This window comes from Streptomyces sp. NPDC059564, from assembly GCF_042735575.1.
GTDB lineage: Bacteria > Actinomycetota > Actinomycetes > Streptomycetales > Streptomycetaceae > Streptomyces.
On sequence record NZ_JBHWBP010000131.1, the window covers coordinates 1 to 19,431 of the forward strand.

At 74.2% G+C, this 19,431-nt stretch carries 18 protein-coding genes, 1 tRNA gene and 1 riboswitch; of the genes, 10 read left to right on the plus strand and 9 right to left on the minus strand.

Going from position 1 to position 19,431, the window contains the following annotated elements; genetic code table 11:
* From ACFV0Q_RS21990 to ACFV0Q_RS22000, 3 genes are all read right to left on the minus strand, one after another.
* A partial coding sequence (locus ACFV0Q_RS21990) for a Helicase associated domain protein (RefSeq protein ID WP_385007840.1) occupies positions 1–1,912 on the minus strand: 1,912 nt, incomplete at its 3' end.
* A 110-nt stretch (positions 1,913–2,022) separates the two neighbouring features.
* Positions 2,023–3,738, minus strand: a complete 1,716-nt coding sequence (locus ACFV0Q_RS21995; protein WP_385007842.1) for a sigma-70 family RNA polymerase sigma factor — start codon at positions 3,736–3,738, stop codon at positions 2,023–2,025.
* A gap of 103 nt (positions 3,739–3,841) precedes the next feature.
* On the minus strand, positions 3,842–4,636 hold the full coding sequence (locus tag ACFV0Q_RS22000) for an IclR family transcriptional regulator (protein ID WP_385007844.1): 795 nt from the start codon (positions 4,634–4,636) through the stop codon (positions 3,842–3,844).
* A gap of 88 nt (positions 4,637–4,724) precedes the next feature.
* On the opposite strand from ACFV0Q_RS22000, the gene ACFV0Q_RS22005 reads away from it, so the two are divergent.
* Positions 4,725–5,390 (plus strand): bifunctional 4-hydroxy-2-oxoglutarate aldolase/2-dehydro-3-deoxy-phosphogluconate aldolase, encoded by a 666-nt coding sequence (locus tag ACFV0Q_RS22005; protein WP_385007846.1) that lies wholly within the window; start codon positions 4,725–4,727, stop codon positions 5,388–5,390.
* A gap of 2 nt (positions 5,391–5,392) precedes the next feature.
* Positions 5,393–6,388: a PfkB family carbohydrate kinase gene (locus ACFV0Q_RS22010; protein WP_385007848.1), complete on the plus strand. Its 996-nt coding sequence runs from the start codon at positions 5,393–5,395 to the stop codon at positions 6,386–6,388.
* Here the strand turns inward: ACFV0Q_RS22010 and ACFV0Q_RS22015 are convergent.
* Together ACFV0Q_RS22015 and ACFV0Q_RS22020 are read right to left on the minus strand one after the other, a co-directional pair.
* Positions 6,354–7,562, minus strand: coding sequence for a serpin family protein (locus tag ACFV0Q_RS22015; RefSeq protein WP_385007850.1), 1,209 nt, complete (start codon positions 7,560–7,562; stop codon positions 6,354–6,356). The genes ACFV0Q_RS22010 and ACFV0Q_RS22015 overlap by 35 nt on opposite strands.
* An 88-nt stretch (positions 7,563–7,650) precedes the next feature.
* Complete coding sequence (locus ACFV0Q_RS22020) at positions 7,651–8,970, minus strand: glycoside hydrolase family 18 protein (protein WP_385007852.1); 1,320 nt, start codon at positions 8,968–8,970, stop codon at positions 7,651–7,653.
* A gap of 169 nt (positions 8,971–9,139) precedes the next feature.
* Between ACFV0Q_RS22020 and ACFV0Q_RS22025 the strand changes: the two genes are divergently transcribed.
* Positions 9,140–10,219, plus strand: coding sequence for a dihydrodipicolinate reductase (locus ACFV0Q_RS22025; protein WP_385007854.1), 1,080 nt, complete (start codon positions 9,140–9,142; stop codon positions 10,217–10,219).
* A complete protein-coding gene (locus tag ACFV0Q_RS22030; RefSeq protein ID WP_385007856.1) occupies positions 10,216–10,695 on the plus strand; it encodes a carboxymuconolactone decarboxylase family protein in 480 nt (159 codons plus the stop codon). The genes ACFV0Q_RS22025 and ACFV0Q_RS22030 overlap by 4 nt, the downstream gene beginning before the upstream one ends.
* Before the next feature lie 58 nt (positions 10,696–10,753).
* Here ACFV0Q_RS22030 and ACFV0Q_RS22035 read toward each other — a convergent pair whose 3' ends face one another.
* Both ACFV0Q_RS22035 and ACFV0Q_RS22040 read right to left on the minus strand, forming a co-directional pair.
* Positions 10,754–12,409: a GMC oxidoreductase gene (locus tag ACFV0Q_RS22035; protein WP_385007858.1), complete on the minus strand. Its 1,656-nt coding sequence runs from the start codon at positions 12,407–12,409 to the stop codon at positions 10,754–10,756.
* Between the two features lie 123 nt (positions 12,410–12,532).
* Positions 12,533–13,054, minus strand: coding sequence for a DUF4352 domain-containing protein (locus ACFV0Q_RS22040; RefSeq protein ID WP_385007860.1), 522 nt, complete (start codon positions 13,052–13,054; stop codon positions 12,533–12,535).
* A 201-nt stretch (positions 13,055–13,255) separates the two neighbouring features.
* On the opposite strand from ACFV0Q_RS22040, the gene ACFV0Q_RS22045 reads away from it, so the two are divergent.
* From ACFV0Q_RS22045 to ACFV0Q_RS22070, 6 genes are all read left to right on the plus strand, one after another.
* Positions 13,256–14,329 (plus strand): DUF5954 family protein, encoded by a 1,074-nt coding sequence (locus ACFV0Q_RS22045; RefSeq protein WP_385007862.1) that lies wholly within the window; start codon positions 13,256–13,258, stop codon positions 14,327–14,329.
* Between the two features lie 102 nt (positions 14,330–14,431).
* Entirely contained in the window at positions 14,432–15,169 is a 738-nt protein-coding gene (locus ACFV0Q_RS22050) for an ankyrin repeat domain-containing protein (RefSeq protein ID WP_385007864.1), read from the plus strand.
* 54 nt (positions 15,170–15,223) lie between these two features.
* A tRNA-Trp gene (locus ACFV0Q_RS22055) sits at positions 15,224–15,300 on the plus strand.
* Between the two features lie 107 nt (positions 15,301–15,407).
* Positions 15,408–15,547: riboswitch (cobalamin riboswitch) on the plus strand.
* Between the two features lie 35 nt (positions 15,548–15,582).
* The gene (locus ACFV0Q_RS22060; RefSeq protein ID WP_385007866.1) at positions 15,583–16,566 is read left to right on the plus strand and encodes an ABC transporter substrate-binding protein; all 984 of its coding nucleotides are present in this window, start codon (positions 15,583–15,585) and stop codon (positions 16,564–16,566) included.
* A complete protein-coding gene (locus ACFV0Q_RS22065; RefSeq protein WP_385007868.1) occupies positions 16,563–17,606 on the plus strand; it encodes a FecCD family ABC transporter permease in 1,044 nt (347 codons plus the stop codon). Before ACFV0Q_RS22060 ends, ACFV0Q_RS22065 begins: the two co-directional genes overlap by 4 nt.
* Complete coding sequence (locus ACFV0Q_RS22070; RefSeq protein ID WP_385007870.1) at positions 17,603–18,388, plus strand: ABC transporter ATP-binding protein; 786 nt, start codon at positions 17,603–17,605, stop codon at positions 18,386–18,388. Before ACFV0Q_RS22065 ends, ACFV0Q_RS22070 begins: the two co-directional genes overlap by 4 nt.
* 18 nt (positions 18,389–18,406) lie before the next feature.
* On the opposite strand, the gene ACFV0Q_RS22075 is transcribed toward ACFV0Q_RS22070, so the two are convergent.
* The gene (locus tag ACFV0Q_RS22075) at positions 18,407–19,159 is read right to left on the minus strand and encodes an ASCH domain-containing protein (protein ID WP_385007872.1); all 753 of its coding nucleotides are present in this window, start codon (positions 19,157–19,159) and stop codon (positions 18,407–18,409) included.
* Positions 19,160–19,269: 110 nt separating this feature from the next.
* A partial coding sequence (locus tag ACFV0Q_RS22080; RefSeq protein ID WP_385007874.1) for a TetR family transcriptional regulator C-terminal domain-containing protein occupies positions 19,270–19,431 on the minus strand: 162 nt, incomplete at its 5' end.

Consider the following 19,431-nt stretch of genomic DNA (forward strand, 5'->3'; position numbering starts at 1 on the left):
CCCCGTGCCAGGTGGCGTCCACCGGCGGCAGCAGATGGCCGTGCTCGGCCGCCCAGGCCCGGGCCGCCGCCAGCCCCTCCTCGAAGGCCACGTCGAAGTGGCTCCACACCATGCCGAGTTCGTCCAGCTCCCGCGTCCGCTCCCGGCCCAGCGCGCCCCGGCGGTACGTCCGCCGCGCGTCCGCGATCCACTGGCCGAGCGGGAACCCCGCCAGGGCGGCCGGCCAGTCCCCGCCGGACACCGGGACCTTGAACGCGAACGGCACCCTCAGGTCCCCGGCCGTCGCGGCGTAGATCCGGGCCGCCTCCGCCCCGCGCCGCCACTGCGTGTGCTCCGGGTTCAGCACCCGCAGCCGGATGAAGGCCGCCAGCAGCGCCGGATCCCGGGGCGTGGAGAAGCTCAGCAGCGCCCGCGCCCCCGGACCGGGACCCGTGCCGGGCCCGCCCGCACCGGCCGCCGACGCCGGGCGGCCCGGCGCCTGCGGCTGGGCCAGGGCCTCCACCAGCCGCGAGTCGTGCGCCCTCAGCGCCTCCAGAAGTCGCGCGAGGTCCCCGTAGGCCCGCGAGGTCAGCATCGTCTCGGGAGACTCCCCGGGCCCCAGCAGCACCGGCACCACCAGCGAGGCGACCTTCCCCTCGCCGGGCCGGATCCGCAGCGCCCGCCCCACGGCCTGCACCAGGTCCGGCATGGAACCGCGCACGTCCGCCCAGAAGACGGAGTCGCACTCCTTGGTGTCCACCCCTTCGCCCAGCACCCGGACACTGCCCAGGAAGGCCTTCTCCGCGACCCGGTCGGCGGCGAACGCCTCCAGCACCCGCCGCCGGTGGGCCGCCGTGTGCTGGCCGCACAGCCAGTCCGCCCACACCGTACGCGGGTACGCCGGCAGCGGGGAGCGGCTCGCGGACCGCAGCCGCGCCGCGACCGCCGGGAGCCCGGCGGCGAAGGCCTCGGCCTCCTTGGTCAGGTGGTGGAACACCAGCGTCCGCCGGAAGCCCTGGTCGGCCGCCGCCTTGACCAGCGCCGCCTGGAGCGCCGCCAGCCGCATCCCGCGCACCCGGTCCGAGCGGCCGTCGGCGCCCAGCAGCACCGCCGCCTGGAACCCGGGGTCGCTGACGTCCACGCAGACCACCCGGTACGGGGCGCAGATGCCCCGGTCGATGGCCTCCGACAGCGGCAGCGTGTAGCAGCGGGCGCCGAACGGACCCTCCGGGTCGTCCTCCATGGACGCCACCAGCTCGCCCCGGCCGCGCGGACCGCCGCCGGACTCCTCGCCGTACCCGGCCCCGGTCCCGGCCTCCGTCTCCGCCTCGGTCTCGGCCTCGGCTTCGGTCTCCTCGCCGTCGCGCCACACACGGGGCGTGGCCGTCATGTACAGCCGGCGGGCCGAGGGGATCCGCGCGTTGTCGTGGACCACCGCCCAGGGTTTGCCGATCCGTCCCGAGGTACGGTGCGCCTCGTCGACCACGACCAGGTCCCACGGCGGCAGCCCCGCCAGGTGCGCCCGTTCGAGGGTGCCCAGCCCCAGGGAGGCGTACGTGGCGAACACGGTCACCCGCTCCACCGGCCGGGCGCCCCACCGGGCCAGTTCCCCCGGATCGGTGGTGGTCGGCACCCCCGCGTCCTCACCGCGCAGCGAGCACACCGCCACGGCCCGCCCGCTGCGGCCGCCCGCGCGCCAGGCGGCCACGGTCTGCACGAGCAGGTCGAGGGAGGGCACCAGGACGAGCACCCGGCCCGCCCGCAGCTCATCGGCGGAGCGCACGGCGACCAGGGACTTGCCCGACCCGGTCGCCATGATCACCTGGGTCCGCAGGCCCCCGACGGGCAGCCGGCCGTCCGCCGGCGGCTCCAGTGCGCGCACGACGGCGTCGACGGCCTCCCGCTGATGCGGGCGCAGCTCCGTCCTCGCCATCCGACCCACCACCCGTCCCCCTCTGATCTGCCGATTCGACTCCAGGGCCTATCTTGCCCGGATTCTGAGTCAAAAGGGTGGAAGAGGGCCGGACGCTCACGGCCGGACCGTCAGCGGGCGCCGAAGTTCTGCGTCCACCAGGGGCCGCCCGAACCCGTGTGGATGCCCACGCCGATGTCCTTGAAGGAGCAGTTGAGGATGTTGGCCCGGTGGCCCGGGCTCTTCATCCAGGAGTCCATCACGCTCTCCGCCGTCTGCTGGCCCTTCGCGATGTTCTCCCCGTACGTCGACCAGCGGTACCCGGCGGCCGTGGTCCGGGCCCCCGGGTCGGCCCCGTCGGGGTTGGTGTGCGAGAAGAAGTCCCGCCGCGCCATGTCGTCGGAGTGCCCCTGGGCCGCCGCCCGCAGCTGCGAGTCCTCCTTCAGGGGGCCACAGCCGGCCGCCGCCCGCTCGGAGTTGACCAGCGCGATGACCTGACCGGCCACGCCCGCGGGGGCGGGCGCCGGAGCCGGCGGCGCCGGACGCGGCGGGGTGCTCTTGGACTGCGTGGGCGTCGGCGCCTTCTCCGTGGTCGCGGAGGGCGACGGGGACGCCGAAGCGGACGCCGAGGCCGAAGGGGACGCGGACGCGGACGGCGACGGCGACGCCGAGGGGGAACCGGAGGGCAGCGGCGAGGCGCTGTCCGGCGCGGAGAGCGCGGCCAGCGGGGAGGCCGACGTGCTGCCGCCCGCCTCGGCGCCCCGCTTGCCGGGGAGCGAGCCGAGGTAGACCAGGCCGCCGCCCGCGACGCACGCGGCGACCACGGCCCCGCCGATCGCCCGGCGGCGGTTCTGGCGCCGCCTGCGCTGCGCCCCGCGCCCGGAGGCCGCCGACGCGTCGGGCTCGCCCGACTCGCCCGACTTGCGGCGGGCCGCCCGGCCCGGGCCGGACACCACCGGGGCGAGCTGGGTCTCGGCCCCGGCGAACTCCGCCCCCGCCGGGGTGGGCCCGGCCCCGGACGCGGCGAACGCCGCCCCGGCGGGGGTGAACCCCGCGGCCGCGGCCGACCGTACGCCCGCCAGCAGCGCCGCCGTCACCGGGACCAGCGCCAGACCGGCCAGCAGCCCCTCCGCCGGAACCAGTCCGTTCCACAGCCCGGAGCAGCGCAGGCACTCCCGGGCGTGCCGGGCTATTCGCTTGCGCCACAGCGCGGAGGGCCGCCCGTCCCAGGTGCCCGTCATCGACCGCAGCCCCTCGCACGGCGGCTGCGACTCCAGCGCCCGCTCCACCACCCGGGCCGACTCCAGCTGGGCCTTCATCCGCTGCACCCGCACCGCCGTGTGCTGCGGGGTCAGTTCCAGCGCGGCGGCCATCTCGGCCCGGGTCACCTCACCGGCGCACTCCAGCCACCACAGCGACAGCAGCGCCCGGTCGTCGGGCTCCAGCCAGCGCGTGGCGCGGGCGGTCTCGCGCCGCTGCCCGGACAGGTGGAGCCGTGCGACGGTCAGGTCGGCGAAGTCGGCGCCGGGGTCGGCGACGTCCCAGGCCTCCTCCAGCGCGCTCTGGCCCGGACCGCTGCTGCGGGCCTGCCAGTGCGCCCGCACCCGGTTCATCGTGATCGCCACCAGCCAGGACCGGAAGCTCTCGTCCGTGCGCAGGCCGCCCAGCCCGTCGAGCGCCCGCAGCATCGTGTCCTGCACCACGTCGTCCACGTCGCAGGACCCGTTCAGGGCCCGGCCGACGATGTTGTAGACGAGCGGCAGGTGGGTGCTGACGAGCTCGTCCTGTGCGCGGGGGTCGCCCGCGCGGGCCGCTGCCACCAGCGCTGCCGTGTGCTGTGTACTCATGTGAAAGTCCCTGTCCGTACCGGCGGTCGATGATGCCCAATAACTGGGAGACCGTCGAGTGGGGCCCCGATAACGGTAATCCGGAAAAATATTTCGGAGTCGTTCAGAGCAGCGGGGAGAGGGCCCGCGCGGCCGCTCTCAGGGCGGGCGCGCAGGCCTCGATCTCGGCGCGCGAGACCAGGAAGGTGACGGTGGTGACGGAGACCCCGCCGACCGGGCGGCCGTCGGGGCCGGGGATCGCCGCTCCGGCGCACCGGATCGTGGGCTCGTTCTCCTCGTCGTCCACGGCGAACCCCCGCGCGCGGACCGCTTCCAGTTCCGCCTCCAGCTCCGCCGGGGTGGTCAGCGTCTTGGGGGTGCGGCGCGGCAGGCCGGCCGAGGCGACCAGCGCGCGGACCTCGTCCGGGGGCAGGAGGGCCAGGACGCTCTTGCCGATCGCCGTCGTGTGCAGCGGCATCCGCATGCCGACGCGCGAAGCCGTCCGGAACGGCTGGTCGGCCTCCAGCTTGCGGATGTAGGTGATGGTCTCCCCGGTGTGCAGCGCCAGGTGCACCGTCTGGCCCGTCTCCCGCCGGAGTTCGCCCAGGATCCCGTCGACGCCGGCCGGCTCCTCGGCGCCGGCCAGGGCCGCCAGCCCGCGCAGCCGGGGCCCGGCCCCGTAGCGGCTCTCGCCCTCCGTCCGTACGAAGCCCTGCTCGATCAGCGCGGCCAGGATCCGGAAGGTGCTCGACTTCGGCACCGCCGCCGCCGTCATCACGTCCGTCAGGCGGTGCGGCCCGCCGGGCGCCGCGACCGCTTCCAGGATGCGCAGGGACTTCTCCAGGGCGGACCCGGCCGCCGAGGTCCGCCCGCCCCGGGCCGGGGCGTCCGCGGCTTCCGGCCTTCGCTCCGTTGACATGACGTCTCCCGGGATGGGTAAGGTCTGGACCACTGAGTTCCGGCACACGATACCCGGTTCCACTACGTGGAACACATCGGAGGGTCCCTTGTCCTGCCATCCGTACGCGGTCATGGCCGCCCAGCGCCTGCTGCCGGTCCTGCGCAGCACCGGAGCGGACGAGGCCGTCCGTGCCACCACGGACCTCCTCGCGGCCGGCTGCCGCGCCGTCGAGCTCACCACCTCCACCCCCGGCTGGGCCGGGGCCGTCGCCCGCACCGCCCCGCTCGCCGACGCGCTCGGCCGCCGCGCGCTGATCGGCGTGGGCACCGTCACCACCGCCGCGCAGGCCGAGGAGGCCCTCGACGCCGGCGCCGGCTTCCTGATCTCCCCCTACCCCGCCCCCGAGGTCCGCGAGGTGGCCCGGCGGCGTGCGGCGGTGTTCGTCGAGGGCGGGTTCACCCCCGGCGAGATCGCCGCCGCCGCCCGGTCCGGGGGCGCCGCGAAGGTCTTCCCGGCCCATGTGGGAGGCCCGGGCTTCATCCGCTCCCTCAAGGCCGTCCTGCCCGACGCCCTCCTCATCCCGACCGGCGGCATCCGGCCCGGCGAGGTCCGCGCGTGGCTCGCCGCGGGCGCGAGCGCCGTCGGCATCGGCAGCGGGCTGCCCGCCGACCCGTCCGAACTGGCCGCCGTCTTCGCGGAGCTGGCCGGACCGTGCTGCGCCGCGTGCGGGGGCGGCGGCCCGGCGTCGTCCCGCGCCGTCGAAGGGCGCTGACCGTGACCGCCCCCTCCGGTCCGTCCTCCGCCTACGACGTCCTCGTGCTCGGCGAGGTCCTGGTCGAGATCCACGCCGAAACCCCCCTGCGCGCGGCCGCCGACGGCACCGGCGCGCGGATCTCCTACTCCGGCGACGCCCTCAACGCCGCGGCCGCCGCCGCGGCGGCCGGGGCCCGCACCGCCCTCCTCGCGGTCGTCGGCGACGACGAGCTCAGCGTTCCGCTGCTGCGCCGCGCCGCCGACCTGGGCGTCGACGTCTCCCACGTCCACCGCGCACCCCGCCCGAACGGCGCCTACCTGCTCTGCGCCGACAGCGAGGGCGACCGGGAGTTCGTGTACTGGCGCGCCCACAGCGCCGGCTCCACCCTCTCGGTGGCCCACACCGAGGCCTGGCGCGAGCTGCTGACCGGCACCAAGGCCCTCATCACCAGCGGGATCACCGGCGCGCTCTCGCCCAGCGCCCGGGACGCCGTACTGGACGCCGCCCACACCGTCCACGCGGCCGGCGGGCACGTCACGTACGACCCCAACCACCGGCCCCGGCTGACCGGCCGGAGCGAGGCCCGGGACCTGCTGGCGCGGATCGCCCCGCTGACCGGGCTGCTCAAGACCTCCTGCCCGGCCGACGCGCTCGCCCTGGTCGGCACCGACGACCCGCGGGAGGCGGCGGCCCGCTACCGGGCGCTCGGGGCCCGCGCGGTGGCCGTCACCTGCGGGGCGGGCCGGCTGCTCCTGGACGACGGCGCCCGTGCGGCCCGCCTCCCCGTCCCGCCCAACCCGGCGCCCGTCGACGCGACCGGCGCCGGGGACTGCTTCACCGGCACCACCACCGCCCGGCTCGCGCTGGGCGACCCCCTCGCGCGGGCGGCGGCGTACGGGGTGGCGGCCGCCTCCCTCTCGGTGTCCGGACGCGGCGGCACCGGGCACGTCCCGGCCTTCGCCGACACCGCCGCGCTGGCGGCTACGGTCCGTCCGGGTACGCAACCGGGTCCGTGACCCAGCCCGCCGCCAGCACGAGCCGCGAGGCGCGGTGCACGGCCAGGAACCCGAAGGGCCGGTGGAAGTACACCTCCGCCCGGCGGGTCCGGTCGCGCTCGCGGGGCATTGCGGCCACGCCGCCCGCGAAAGCGCCGACCGCCGTGACCGCCGTGGCTTCGAAGCCCTCCGCGTGGAAGCGGGCCAGCGCGGTCTGGCGGGCCGAGCCCACCGCGAGCGGCTCCGGGCTGATCCCGGGGAAGTGGCCGGAGCGCCGGCCGGTGGCCGTCTCCAGGCCGAACACCCGGGCCTGCTCCAGCAGATCGTGCTCCGCGTTCACCTCGAAGGCCGCCGTCTCGATGGAGAGCCGGGGCTCGGGGGAGTGGGAGCGCACCGAGTCGACGAACAGGCCCGGGCCGGGATTGCCGTCCGGGAGGCGGCTCACGCCGGTGGCGGGACGGTCCCGGGTGACGGCCTCGATGCCGGTGGTGAGCACCTCCCCGAGCCGGGCCTCCGGTTCGCCCAGGACGAGGTGGACGTCCACCCCGTCGTCCCCGACCACCTCCAGGAGGGTCACCGCTCCGGCCGTGCCCCGGGCCACCTTGACCCGGTCCAGCAGGGCTGTGTGACGGTGCAGCATCAGGAGGGGCCGGTCGGCCCAGGGGCCCTCGTGCGCCTCGCCGAACCCCTCGTCGAACGGCCGGATCCACTTCAGCCGCAGCGCGAGTGCCGAGGCCAGCACCAGGTGGACCGCGTCGGGGCCCTCCGGCAGTGCGACCGGCATCCGGTCGATGAGGCCGTCCGTGTGTGCGGCGGCCCAGGCGTCCAGCGCCGCCCGGTCCCGGTCCGCGTCCCCGGTCAGGGTGCCCCGCGCACCCGGCGGGAGCTCCGCCGACCAGCCCGGTTCCAGGGGGAGGTCCTCCCGGCCCCACAGCCCGGTCGCCGACCGCAGCCCCCGTACGGAGCCCAGCGCGGACAGCAGCTCCCGCGCGGCCGGCGCCGCCTCCCCGGCGGGTGTCCCGAGCGCTCCGGCCAGCTCCGTCCGGGCCGCGCCCGCCGCGCCGTCCGCGAGGAGGGCGAGCAGTGGCCAGACCCCGGCCGCGGTGAAGACGGTGCCCGCCTCCCCGCCGGAGCCGGCGGCGGCCGCCCACCGGGCCGTGAGCCGATTGACCGCGCGTACCGTCGAGTTCCTCATGATCGGGAGCGTACGTGGAGGGCGCCGCCCGGCCGGAGCGGTTTTCCGCGGCCCGGCGGCGCCGGTCGGGAGGCGGTCCGGAGGCTGGTCAGCGGCCGTGCAGGCCCCGGTCCACGGCAGCCGTCAGCTCGCCCTCGGCCGTGTCCGCGTCCAGGGACCAGAACATCGCCCCGCCCAGGCCCTGTTCGCGCACGTAGCGGGCCTTCGTGTTCAGCACCTGCGGGTCGTCGTACGTCCACAGCGTGCTGCCGTCGAAGAGCCAGGCGTGGCCGCCGCGCCGGTCGCGGTGCACCTGGTAGGTCCCGGAGGCGGCCAGCTTCTTGAGCTCCTTGTAGTCCTCGTAGCCGGCCGCCCAGGTGGCGGGCGCCGGTCCCGTCGCGGGCTGCCCCATGCCGTCGCCGCCGCCGCTGACCCCGGTCCAGCCCTGCCCGTAGAACGGCATGCCGACCACCAGCTTCCGCGCGGGCGCCCCGCGGCGGCGCCAGGCGTCCACGGTGCCCTCCACGCTGAAGTCGTCGCGGGCGCGGAGCGCGGACTGCTGGGCGGTGGTCTTCTCCCCGGACACGTGGAAGTCGTAGCCCTGGAGGTTCACGAAGTCGAGGCCGCGCATGATCCGGCGGACGTCGAAGCCCGCGTCGATCTTGGCCGGTGCGGTCGGGACGAAGGCCGACAGCTCGTACGTCCGCCGCCGCTCGCGCCCGTACGCGTCGAGCTGGCGGCGGAACTCCTCGACCAGCTCGGCGAAGTTGCGCTTGTCCTCCGGCCGGAACCTCGTGTCGCTGTCACCCTCCGAGCCGGGCCACTCCCAGTCCAGGTCGATGCCGTCGAAGAGCCCGGCCGCCGCGCCCGCGCCGCCCCGGGCGCCGTCCTGCGGGAGGTTGCCCTTGATGTAGAGGTCGATGCAGGAGCGGACGAAGGCCTCGCGGGAGGCGGGGGTGAGGGCGGCGTCCGAGAAGTGCGTGGACCAGCTCCAGCCGCCCAGCGAGATCATCGCCTTGAGACCGGGGTGCCTGGCCTTGAGCTCCCGCAGCTGGTTGAAGTTGCCCGCCAGGGGCTGCTCGGCGGTATCGGCCACGCCGTCCACGGAGTTCGCCGCGTCCAGCGGGCGCACGTAGTCGGCCCATGCGTCGGCCTCGCCGGGCACGTTCCCCGTGAAGCACTTGCCGTCGGCGCCGACGTTGCCGAAGGCGTAGTTGACGTGGGTGAGCCGGGCGGCGGTGCCGCTCGTCTCCAGGTCCTGGACCTGGAAGTCACGCCCGTAGACCCCCCATTGGGTGAAGTACCCGACCTTCCGGAACCCGCGGTCGTGGTCCCCGGCCGCTCCGTTCTGACCGGCGGGCGCGAAGGCGGTCAGCAAGGAGAGGGAACAGGCGGCGACGGCGAGCCTGCCGAGCGTGCTGCGGCGCATGGGCTTCCTTTGCGGATGCGGGGAGTGGTGCTCGTGAGCCGGAAACTATTGGTCTGGACCAGCCGGGTCAAGGGGGTGTCCACCTCGGGTTCCGCGCGGCCGCCCGGTCGTCCGAAATTCCTCCTTCACGGCCCTGGGCACCTTTGCGCCCCCTCGCTACCCTCCGCGCATGATTCCCACGGTGGTCTGGGGCACGGGCAACGTCGGCCGCGCGGCGATCCGCGCCGTCGACGCCCACCCGGCGCTCGAACTCGCGGCAGTGATCGTCCACAACCCCGGAAAGGTCGGCCGTGACGCGGGCGAACTCGCCGGACTCCACCACCCGTTGGGGGTGGCGGCGACCGACGACAGCGAAGCGGTGCTCGCCGCCCGCCCCGCCGCCGTCGTCTACGCGGCGTCCGGCGACGTCCGCCCCGACGACGCGCTCGCCGACATCACGCGGGCGATATCCGCCGGGGCGGCCGTCGTCAGCCCCGCCCTCTACCCCCTCTACGACCACCGCAACGCCCCGCCGGAGTTCCGGGACCCGGTGCTCGCGGCCGTCGCGGCGGGCGGCGGCTCGCTCTTCGCCTCCGGCGTCGACCCCGGCTGGGGCAACGACGTGCTCCCGCTGCTGCTCAGCGGCCTCGGCACCACGGTGGACGTGATCCGCTGCCAGGAGATCTTCGACTACTCCACCTACGACCAGCCGGACTCCGTCCGCTACCTGGTCGGCATGGGCCAGCCCATGGACTACGAGCCGATGATGCTCATGCCCTCCGTCCCCACCATGGTGTGGGGCGGACAGGTCCGGATGATGGCCCGCGCCCTCGGCGTGGAACTCGACGAGATCCGCGAGACCTCCGACCGCCGCGCCCTCGACACCACGGTCACCACCCGCACCATGGGCGAGTTCGCGGCCGGCACCCAGGGCGCCATCCGCTTCGAGGTGCAGGGCATCGTCCAGGGCGAACCCCGCATCGTCATCGAACACGTCACCCGCATCCACCCGTCCTGCGCCCCCGACTGGCCCACACCGCCCGACGGCACCGGGGCCCACCGCGTCGTCATCGAGGGCCGCCCGCGCATCGAGGTCACCGTCGAGTGCACCGACGAGGGCGACAACCGCTCCGCGGGCGGCAACGCCACCGCCGTGGGCCGGCTGGTCGGCGCCATCGACTGGCTGGTCGACGCGGAGCCCGGACTCTACGACGCGCTCGACATCCCGCTGCGTCCCGCAGTCGGCAGACTCGGAAGGAAACAGCCATGAGAATCGACATTCCCGAAGGGCAGCACCCGATCGAGTACGTGTGGGGCGACATGGTCCCCGGCATCGGCATGGCCGCCGCCAACTTCTCCCTGTCCGTCTACGCCCACACCACCCTCGGCCTGCGCGAGTTCGAGGCCGCCCGGCTGCGCATCGCGCAGATCAACGGCTGCGTCTTCTGCCTCGACTGGCGCACCGACCGGGACGGCGAGACGGTCGAGGACGAGTTCCCCGACGCCGTCACCGCATGGCGGACCACCGGGGCCTTCGACGACCGCACGCGGCTCGCGGCGGAGTACGCCGAGCGCTACGCCCTGGACCACCACAACCTGGACGAGGAGTTCTGGGAGCGGATGACCGCGCACTACAGCCAGGTGGAGATCGTGGAGCTGAGCATGAGCATCGGCTCCTGGCTCGCCTTCGGCCGGCTCAACCACGTGCTGGGCCTCGACAGCGTCTGTGTGCTGCCGAGCGGCTGACACGGCCCGGGGCCGGACGGAGGTCCACCCTCCGCCCGGCCCCGGGATCCGTTCCCCGTCAGAGGTCCGTGGCGATGATCTTCTCTATGTTCCGCTCGGCGAGGGCCGTGATGGTCACGAACGGATTGACGCTGGTGTTGCCGGGGATCAGCGCTCCGTCGATCACGTAGAGGCCCGTGTAGCCGCGGAGGCGGCCGTAGTTGTCGGTGGCCCTGTTCAGTACCGCACCGCCCAGCGGGTGGTACGTGAGGTGGTCGCCCCAGATCTTGTTGGTGCCGAACAGGTCCGTCCGGTAGATCGTCCCCTCCTTCGAGTTGATCTTGTCGAAGATGGTCTTCGCCATGTCGATGGAGGGCTGCTTCCAGGCGGTCTGCCAGTTCAAGTCGACCTTGCCGGCGGCCGCGTTCCAGGTGAACTGGGCACGGTTGGGGTTCTTGGTGATCGAGAGGTAGAAGGAGGCGTACGTCTCGATCCCGGTGGGCAGCGGGGCCACTTCGGCGAAGGCGCCGCCCGCGTCCCAGTTGTCGATGCCGCCGCAGGGGATGGAGGCCTGCACCTTGCCGGTGGGGTCCCACAGGTGGTTCGCGCGGCCGCACATGACGTTGCCGTTGTCGCCCCAGCCCTTGCCGATCTCGTCGTTCAGGTTCGCCAGCGCGCCGGTGGCCTTCAGCCGGACCAGGAGCTTGCTGGTGCCCACGCTGCCCGCCGCGAAGAACACCTTGTCGGCGGTGACGGTCTTGGTGGCCACCACCGCCCCGGTGGTGTCGAGCTGTTCCATGGCGACCGTGTAGCCGCCACCGCCCGAGGGGGAGACGGTGGTGACCCGGTGCAGGGGGGAGATGCCGACCTTGCCGGTGGCCCTGGCCGCGGCGATGTAGGTCTTCTGGAGGGACTTCTTCCCGGCGTTGTTCCCGTAGAGGATCTCGCCGTCGACCGCGGACTTGGGGACGGTCCCGGCGACCTCCTGCTTCATGTAGTCCCAGTCGTAGACGTCCGGGACGAAGACGAAGGGGAACCCCGAGCGCTGGGCGTGCTTGCGGCCGACGCGGGCGAACTGGTAGCAGTCCACCGTCTCGAACCAGTCGGGGTCGACGAGTCCCACCCCGAGACCGGCGTTGGCGCGCGGGTAGTAGGTGGAGTACATCTCCTCCGCGTCCACCGAGGGCAGGATGGCCGCGAAGTTCTGCCGCTTGGGCGTCACGGCCATGCCGCCGTTGACGAGCGAGCCGCCGCCGACCCCGCGGCCCTGGTAGACGATGATCCCGCCCATCTCCTCGGCGTCCAGGATGCCCGTGTACTTGGGGACGTCCTTGTCGATGGGGAACCCGAGGAAATTGCTGAGCGGCGCCTTGGTCCTGGTGCGCAGCCAGTACGAACGGTAGTCGGGCTTCGTCGTGTTGGCGAAGATCTTGCCGTCGCTGCCGGGGGTGTCCCAGGCCATGCCCATCTCGATCATGTGCACGTCGACGCCGGCCTGGGCGAGCCGCAGCGCGGCGACCGAGCCGCCGTAGCCGGTGCCGATCACCAGGGCCGGGACATGGGCCCCGGAGTCGATCGGCGCGTTCGCCGCGGCCGCGCCGACGGTGGTTTTCGCCTGGGCGGGAGTGGTGTTGACCGCGAGGGCCATGGCTCCGAGAATAGAACCAGTTCCAGCGATGAATCCGCGGCGCGAAACGCCCTTGGACACCTTGCTGTGCAGGCTTTTGTCACTCATGTGACCTTCCTCACTCTCGACGGAGTGAGAACGAGTTCTACTGTCGAACGCCGGCTAAGTCACTACATACGGCGAGGTAACTTGTGGCTGGTTCCCCTTACTGAGCCCCTGGGTTCCCCGGGTTCAGGAGAGGCTCCACTGGCCCACGTCGTCACCGAGCCCGGCGTCCAGGGCGAACTGCACCGCCGCGAGCCCGGCGTCCCGGGGCACCCGGAAGGTGACGAAACCGGTGACCTCGGCGCCCGGATCGAGGCTGACGGTGTCCGGCAGGCCGGCTCCGGCCCGCGACTCCTGCGTCAGGCCGGTGAACCGCTGCCCCTGGCTGTCGAGGAGGTGCGCCGCCGCCGCGGGCGCGTCCCGGTACGGCACGGACCCGGTGTTCTCCAGCCGCAGCTCTACGGCGACCAGCCGGTCGCCGCCGGCCGAGCCCGCGGGGTCCACGACCCGGGTGAGGGTGACGTCGAGGCGCTCGCCGGGCCGGTTCCCGTCCAGGGGAACGGTCTCCCCGGACCCGCCGGGCCCCGCGCCGAGCAGCAGCACGGCGAGGAGCGTGCCCGGCAGCAGGCGCCCGCGACGGCTGAGGCGACCCAGACGGCCCGTGCGGCTCAGGTGGCCCGTGCGGCTCAGGCGACCCGTGCGGCCCATCGTCGGGACCTCCTTCTCCGCCCCTGCCTCAGCGCCCCCTCACCCCCACGATCCTCCGACCGCCCCGGCCCCGCCACCGCCCGCCTCCGCGGCGGGTCGGGCCCCCGCCGGACGCGGCCGTGGGCCCCCCCAAACCGGGGCGGGCACGCCGGGAAGGGAGGACGCCGGGGAGGGGTGGGGCGCGGTCGGCAGGATGGGGGCATGGACCGTGAGGGTGTGGGGCCGGGCGGGACGCGGCCGGTGGTGGTGCGGGTGCCGGTGGAACCGGTGGAAGCCGTCATGGAGGCCGACGCGGCCGACTCCACGGTGCTCGCCGGCGACGTGGTGGTGCGCGGGCCGTTGTTCGGGGTCGCGGCGCAGGACGCCGGGGACGGGCAGCGGTGGCGGGTGGTGATCGCGGTGACGGCCGGCTGCCCGCAGCTGGCGCGCGACAGCCTGAACTCGGCGCTGTGGTTCCGGGCCAAGGACGAGGCCCGGGACAGGGCGGAGCGGCGCGCCCTGCTGGCCGCTGTGGCCCGGCTGGAGAGCGAGCGGGTCGACGAACTGGACCTGGCCGGGACCCGGTACCGCGTCGTACGGGCCGAGGAGTACGCCGGCGCGGGCCCGGGCGGGATCGAGGAGCCCCGGCCGAGCGATCCGGAGCCCCCGGCCCCCGACTGGAACCGCGCCGTCAAGGAGCCGGGGATCGACGGCGGCCTGGTCCTGGACCCGGCCGCGCCGGTCACCCCGACGCAGGCCGTGGAGCAGCTGGCCCTGCGCGGCCTGCGCTACACCGGTGAGCGGTTCCCCGAGGACGTGCGCGCCGACGCGCGGCGGGCTCTCGACACCCACCCCGACGTCCTGTTGCTGCCCGCGACGTTCACGGTCGTGGAGCAGAGCCGCGCCCGCGGCTGGACCCCGGTCAGCGGCCCGCACGCGAGCGCGCACGCCGCCCGCAAGTCGCTGGACTTCGCCCTGACGTGGATGTGGCCCCGGATGCGCGGCCTCATCCCCGACGACGCCGACCCGCACACCGACGCCCGCACCCCGGCGGCCGGCGGGGGACCGGCGGGGAAGCTGGCCGCCTACGCCGAAGCCGCCGACGTGCTGCGCGCCGGACGCGTGAACCGGCTCGGATTCCAGGGCGCCACGTACCGGATCGCCCGCACCCGCCGCCTGCTGCGCTGGGGCCCCGACGGACCGGAAGGCCCGCGCCCGTCCGACATCAACAGCCAGGACCCCGCCCGCATCCACCTCGCGCTCGACGAGGACGGCCGGGTCATCCCCGAGGACTGACCCGCCGAGCCCGTCGGCACCGGTCACCCGCCGACCCGGCGGCTACGCTCAGTCCCCGACGCCGGCCGGGAGGCGCGGCGTACCCGCAGGAGAGGACGGGCCGTGCTGCGACTGGAATCGGACGACCCCCTGGCCGCGGCCGTCACCGCGGCGATCCGGGGCGGCGACCTCGCGGCATTGCGCCGGCTCCTGGAAGACCATCCCGGGCTCGCCGGCGCCCGCGTCGTCAAGCGCGGCGCGGCGGCGGGGGAGCGCAGCCTGCTGCACCTCGCCACCGACTGGCCGGGGCACTGCCCGCACACCGCCGAGGTGATCGCCCTCCTGGTGGCGGCCGGAGCCGACCCGGCGGCCCGCTTCGTCGGCGCGCACGAGGAGACCCCGCTGCACTGGGCCGCCAGCAACGACGACGTGACGGCCCTCGACGCCCTCGTCGCGGCGGGCGCCGACATCGAGGCCACCGGCGGGCTGATCGGCGCCGGCACCCCGCTCGCCGACGCCCGCGCCTTCGGCCAGTGGCGCGCCGCCCGCCGCCTCCTGGGGCACGGTGCCCGCCCCGATCTCCACGACGCCGCCACCCTCGGCCTGCTCGACCGCGTCACGGCCCTCCTCGACGCGGAGCCGGCCGAACCGGAGGAGGTGGACTGGGCGTTCTGGAACGCCTGCCACGGCGGCCAACTGTCCACGGCCCAGTACCTGTTGTCTCAAGGCGCGGACATCGACTGGATCGGCCACGCCGCCCAGACACCCCTGGACATGGCGTTGACCAGCGAGAACACCCAACTGATCGGCTGGCTCCGGGCCTGCGGCGCCCACACCCGGGCCGAAATCCACACCACTTGACCCCGGAATTCGGTGGATCTTCGCGGCGCGCCGTGCCATGGTTGGTCCCACCGAAGGGGTGTAGCTCAGCTGGCCAGAGCAACGGTCTCCAAAACCGTAGGTCGCAGGTTCGACTCCTGCCGCCCCTGCCATCGGAAAACAGCCAGAGGCCCGTGCCCGCGCGCAAACCGCCGCCGACACGGGCCTCCGGTGCGTCCGGATCCGGCCGGGGGGCTGGAGTTCCGGGCAAAAGGCCGCATCTGGCACACTTGGCCGGGTTGTCCCGGGCGGCGCAGGACAGGAAACCGGTGCGAATCCGGTGCGGTCCCGCCACTGTGACCGGTGATCCCGCCCGCGGGATCCCGGAAGTCAGACACTGACGCGCCGCCTCTTCACTTCGACCGGGGACGAGGATCCCCCGGAGAGGCCTCCCCATGTCGCGTTCCCGCGCAGCCCTGCGCTCCTTCGCCGCCCTCGCGTTCCTGATCCCGCTCGCCGCCTGCGGCGGACCCGGCCGGCCCGCCGCCTCCGAAGCGAAAGCCGCGCCCGGGTTCCCGTACACCCTCACCAACTGCGGTGTCAGCAGCACCTACCAGGCGCCGCCGCAGCGGGCCGTCACCATGAACCAGCACGCCACCGAGATCATGCTCGCCCTCGGACTCCAGGACCGGATCGCGGGCACGGCCTACCTCGACGACTCCGTGCTGCCCGCCTACCGGCCCGCCTACGACAAGATCAAGGTGCTGGCCGAGGAGTACCCCTCCAAGGAGGTCCTCCTCGGCGCCGACCCCGACTTCGTGTACGGCGGCTACGCCAGCGCCTTCGACAAGGCGCAGGGCCGCGACCGCGAAGGACTGGCGAAGTCCGGCATCAACTCCCGCCTGAGCGTGGAGTACTGCACCCAGGGCCCCGTCGGCCTCGCCCAGCTGAAGACCGAGATCACCGAAGTCGCCCGGACCTTCGGCGTGCCCGAACGCGGCGCCGCCCTCATCGAGGACGAGCAGCGCCGCGTCGACGCCGTCACCGCACGGGTGAAGGACAAGCCCAGGCCCTCCGTCTTCGTCTACGACTCGGGCGAGGACTCCGCCTTCACCTCGGGAGGCGACGGCATAGGCAACGAGATCGTCTCCCGCGCCGGGGGGACGAACGTCTTCGCCGACCTCAAGGACACCTTCGGCGACGTGTCGTGGGAGAAGGTCATCGAGCGCAAGCCCGAGGTCGTCCTCATCTACGACTACGGCGGCACCACCGTCGAGTCCAAGAAGCGGCGCCTGTTGAACGACCCGGCGCTGGCGCAGGTTCCCGCGATCAGGAACCAGCGGTTCGTCGTACTGCCGCTGTCATCCGCCGTCCTCGGCGTGCGGGTCGCCGACGCCGCCGAGTCCCTGGGCCGCCAGCTGCACCCCGACGCCGCGTGAAGCGGCGCCGGACCACCGCCGTCCTCGTCCTGCTCGCCGTCCTGCTCGCCGCGTCGGGGGTGGCGGGGCTCGCCCTGGGGCCCGTACGGATCGGCCCCGGCAAGGTCCTCGACCTCCTGCTCGCCGGGCCGGGGGCGGGCGGCGGGGCCTTCGCCTCCATCGTGTGGGACGTCCGCATGCCCCGGGTGCTCCTCGGGATGGTCGTCGGCGCCGGACTCGCCGTCGCGGGCGCCGTGCTCCAGGCCCTCGTGCGCAACCAGCTGGCCGATCCCTTCCTGCTGGGCGCCTCCTCGGGCGCCTCGGCGGGCGCCGTGCTCGTCCTCGTCTTCGGGACCGCCGCGGGCGCGGGCGCCGCCGGGTTCGCGACCGGGGCCGGGGTGCCGCTCGCCGCGTTCGCCGGTTCCATGGCCGCGCTCGTCGCCGTCTACGCGATGGCCCGGCGCGGCGGCACCATGACCACCGGCCGGCTGATCCTGGCCGGAGTCGCGGTGCAGTACGTCCTGTCCGCCCTGACCAGCCTGGTCCTCGTCCTGTCCGCGCGCCCCGACCAGATCCGCTCCGTGCTCTTCTGGACCCTGGGCGGGCTCGGCGGCGCCCGCTGGGACGAACTCGCCCTGCCCGCCGCCGCGCTGCTCGTCGGCACCGGCGTGCTCGTCACCCTGGCCCGGCCGCTCGACCTGCTGCTCGCGGGGGAGGAGGGCGCGCACACCCTCGGGCTGGACACCGGCCGCTTCCGGGCCGCCGTCTTCGTCCTCACCTCCCTCGTCATCGGGGTACTGGTGGCCTACAGCGGGGCGATCGGCTTCGTCGGGCTGATGGTTCCGCACGCCGCCCGCATGGTGGTCGGCGCCGGACACCGGGCGCTGCTGCCCGTCGCCGCGCTGGGCGGGGCCGTGTTCCTGACCCTGGCCGACCTGGTCGCCCGTACGGCCGCGGCGCCCGAGGAGATACCCGTCGGCGTGGTCACCGCGCTGGTGGGCGGACCGTTCTTCCTGTGGATGCTGCGCAGGTCCACCCGAACCGAAGGAGTGGCCGGATGACGGCCGGGAGTCCGGTGGAACTCGCCGTGGAGGCCGTGCGTTACGAGATCGACGGGCAGCCGCTGCTGCACGGAGTCGACCTCACCGCCCGGCCCGGCGAGACGGTGGGTGTGGTCGGCCCGAACGGCAGCGGCAAGACCACGCTGCTGCGCTGCGTCTACGGCACCCTCCGGCCCACCTCCGGACGGGTGCTGCTCGACGGGACCGACGCGGGCTCGCTGAGCGTGAAGGGGCGCGCCCGGCGGGTGGCGGCGGTCCCGCAGGACGCGGCCGGCACCCTCGGGCTGACGGTCCGCGAGGTCGTCGCCATGGGGCGCAGCCCGCACAAGCGGTTCTGGGAACAGGACGGCCCGGACGACGCCCAGCGCGTCGACGCGGCCCTGGAGACCGTCGGCGCGGCCGCCTTCGCCGCACGCCGCTTCGACGAACTCTCCGGCGGCGAACGCCAGCGCGCCCTCGTCGCCCGCGCCCTCGTCCAGGAACCGGGCCTGCTCGCCCTGGACGAGCCGACGAACCACCTCGACATCCGCTTCCAGCTGGAGATCCTGGGCCTGGTGCGCCGGCTTCCGGCCACCAGCCTGCTGGTCCTGCACGACCTCAACCTGGCGGCGACCTTCTGCGACCGCCTGTACGTACTGGCGGCCGGCCGCGTCGTGGCGTCGGGCCCACCGGACGAGGTCCTGACGCAAGCCCTGCTGTCCGAGGTCTACGACGTCCGCACCCACATCACCCCGCATCCCACCACGGGCACGCCCAACATCGTCTACCTCCCGCAGACTTGACCGGGCGCTGTGAAGCCGTCAGTTCGTCAGACGGAAGTGAACGATGACGGCCTCGTCGGTCGACTTGATGTCGGGGTAGTGGAACCGCAGCCTTTCGTGCAGCTCGGCAAGATCGCGAAACCCGTCGGCGACGGCGTCCGCCTCGTTCAACTCGGCAACGTCCTTGGACGTGACCCGAGTGACCGCACCCGGCAGCACTACCTCGTCGTCCAGCTCGAACACCATGTTCACCGGGCCCGTCTCCACAGGGTCCCGGAACCGCACCGTGGTCGTCTTCCGCCCACTGCGTACGGCATCGAGATAGTCGCGATGGAAATGCAGGGACTGCGTCGCGGCCGAACTCAGGGCCCCGTCGGACATCGCGGACTGCTCCGCCCAGACATAGGCGTGAGGCAGAAGGTCGGTGATCGCGACACTGCGTATGCTGTCGGCCACCGGCACGAGGACGCGGATGTCCGGGTGGTAGTCCAGCAGGACCTGCCGGTCCCGGCCACAGGGCGCCAGTACGCCGCGCCCCGTGTCGCCGACGGCGACGATCGCCGCCAGGTCACGCGCTCCCGCAGCGCGCGCGTGCCCGAGCGCCACCAACTCCGCGCACGGTCCGCCCGTGAAGTGATAGAGGTTGATGCCGCCGAACATCCGGCCCTGTGCGTCTCGCACGGCTGCCCCGACGGTGTGCACCTCACCGTCACCGTTGGCCTCGACCACGCGCCGGGCGAACTCGAGCAGCTCCAGGTCTTCTTCCGTCGGCATATGCATCGTGCTGTCCATCCGGCAGACATTACTCATACAAGTCCTGCTTCGGCGACGGAGATCCGCTGCGCCCGGTGTACGTCGACGACGGCGGCTCCGGTACGACCTGCCGCGCTGCGACCGGGTCGTCAACGGCCGGCGAGGAGGCCGGCCAGGTGGGTGTCGAGGATGTCGCGGGCCGCTTGCGGGGTGAGGTGGCCGATGAGGACGTGCGTGGTGAGGCCGTCCGCCAGGGCGAGGAGGGTGCGGGCCTCGCGCCGCGGGTCGAGGGGTACGGCGTGGTCGGCGCC